The sequence below is a fragment of the Pseudoalteromonas sp. NH0006-46 genome (genome assembly GCF_057547735.1).
Genome location: NZ_BAAJML010000027.1, coordinates 1 through 914 on the forward strand (window position 1 = coordinate 1; position 914 = coordinate 914).

The 914-nt window shown below is 52.6% G+C and carries 1 rRNA gene; it reads left to right on the forward strand.

Annotated features, from left to right (window positions below):
- Window positions 1-914: ribosomal RNA gene (locus AC27I2_RS19665) — 16S ribosomal RNA — on the forward strand; the annotation flags it as partial.

Genomic DNA, 914 nt, shown 5'->3' on the forward strand with positions numbered 1-914 from the left:
CTTTGCTGACGAGCGGCGGACGGGTGAGTAATGCTTGGGAACATGCCTTGAGGTGGGGGACAACAGTTGGAAACGACTGCTAATACCGCATAATGTCTACGGACCAAAGGGGGCTTCGGCTCTCGCCTTTAGATTGGCCCAAGTGGGATTAGCTAGTTGGTGAGGTAATGGCTCACCAAGGCAACGATCCCTAGCTGGTTTGAGAGGATGATCAGCCACACTGGAACTGAGACACGGTCCAGACTCCTACGGGAGGCAGCAGTGGGGAATATTGCACAATGGGCGAAAGCCTGATGCAGCCATGCCGCGTGTGTGAAGAAGGCCTTCGGGTTGTAAAGCACTTTCAGTCAGGAGGAAAGGGTGTGAGTTAATACCTCACATCTGTGACGTTACTGACAGAAGAAGCACCGGCTAACTCCGTGCCAGCAGCCGCGGTAATACGGAGGGTGCGAGCGTTAATCGGAATTACTGGGCGTAAAGCGTACGCAGGCGGTTTGTTAAGCGAGATGTGAAAGCCCCGGGCTCAACCTGGGAACTGCATTTCGAACTGGCAAACTAGAGTGTGATAGAGGGTGGTAGAATTTCAGGTGTAGCGGTGAAATGCGTAGAGATCTGAAGGAATACCGATGGCGAAGGCAGCCACCTGGGTCAACACTGACGCTCATGTACGAAAGCGTGGGGAGCAAACGGGATTAGATACCCCGGTAGTCCACGCCGTAAACGATGTCTACTAGAAGCTCGGAACCTCGGTTCTGTTTTTCAAAGCTAACGCATTAAGTAGACCGCCTGGGGAGTACGGCCGCAAGGTTAAAACTCAAATGAATTGACGGGGGCCCGCACAAGCGGTGGAGCATGTGGTTTAATTCGATGCAACGCGAAGAACCTTACCTACACTTGACATACAGAGAACTTAC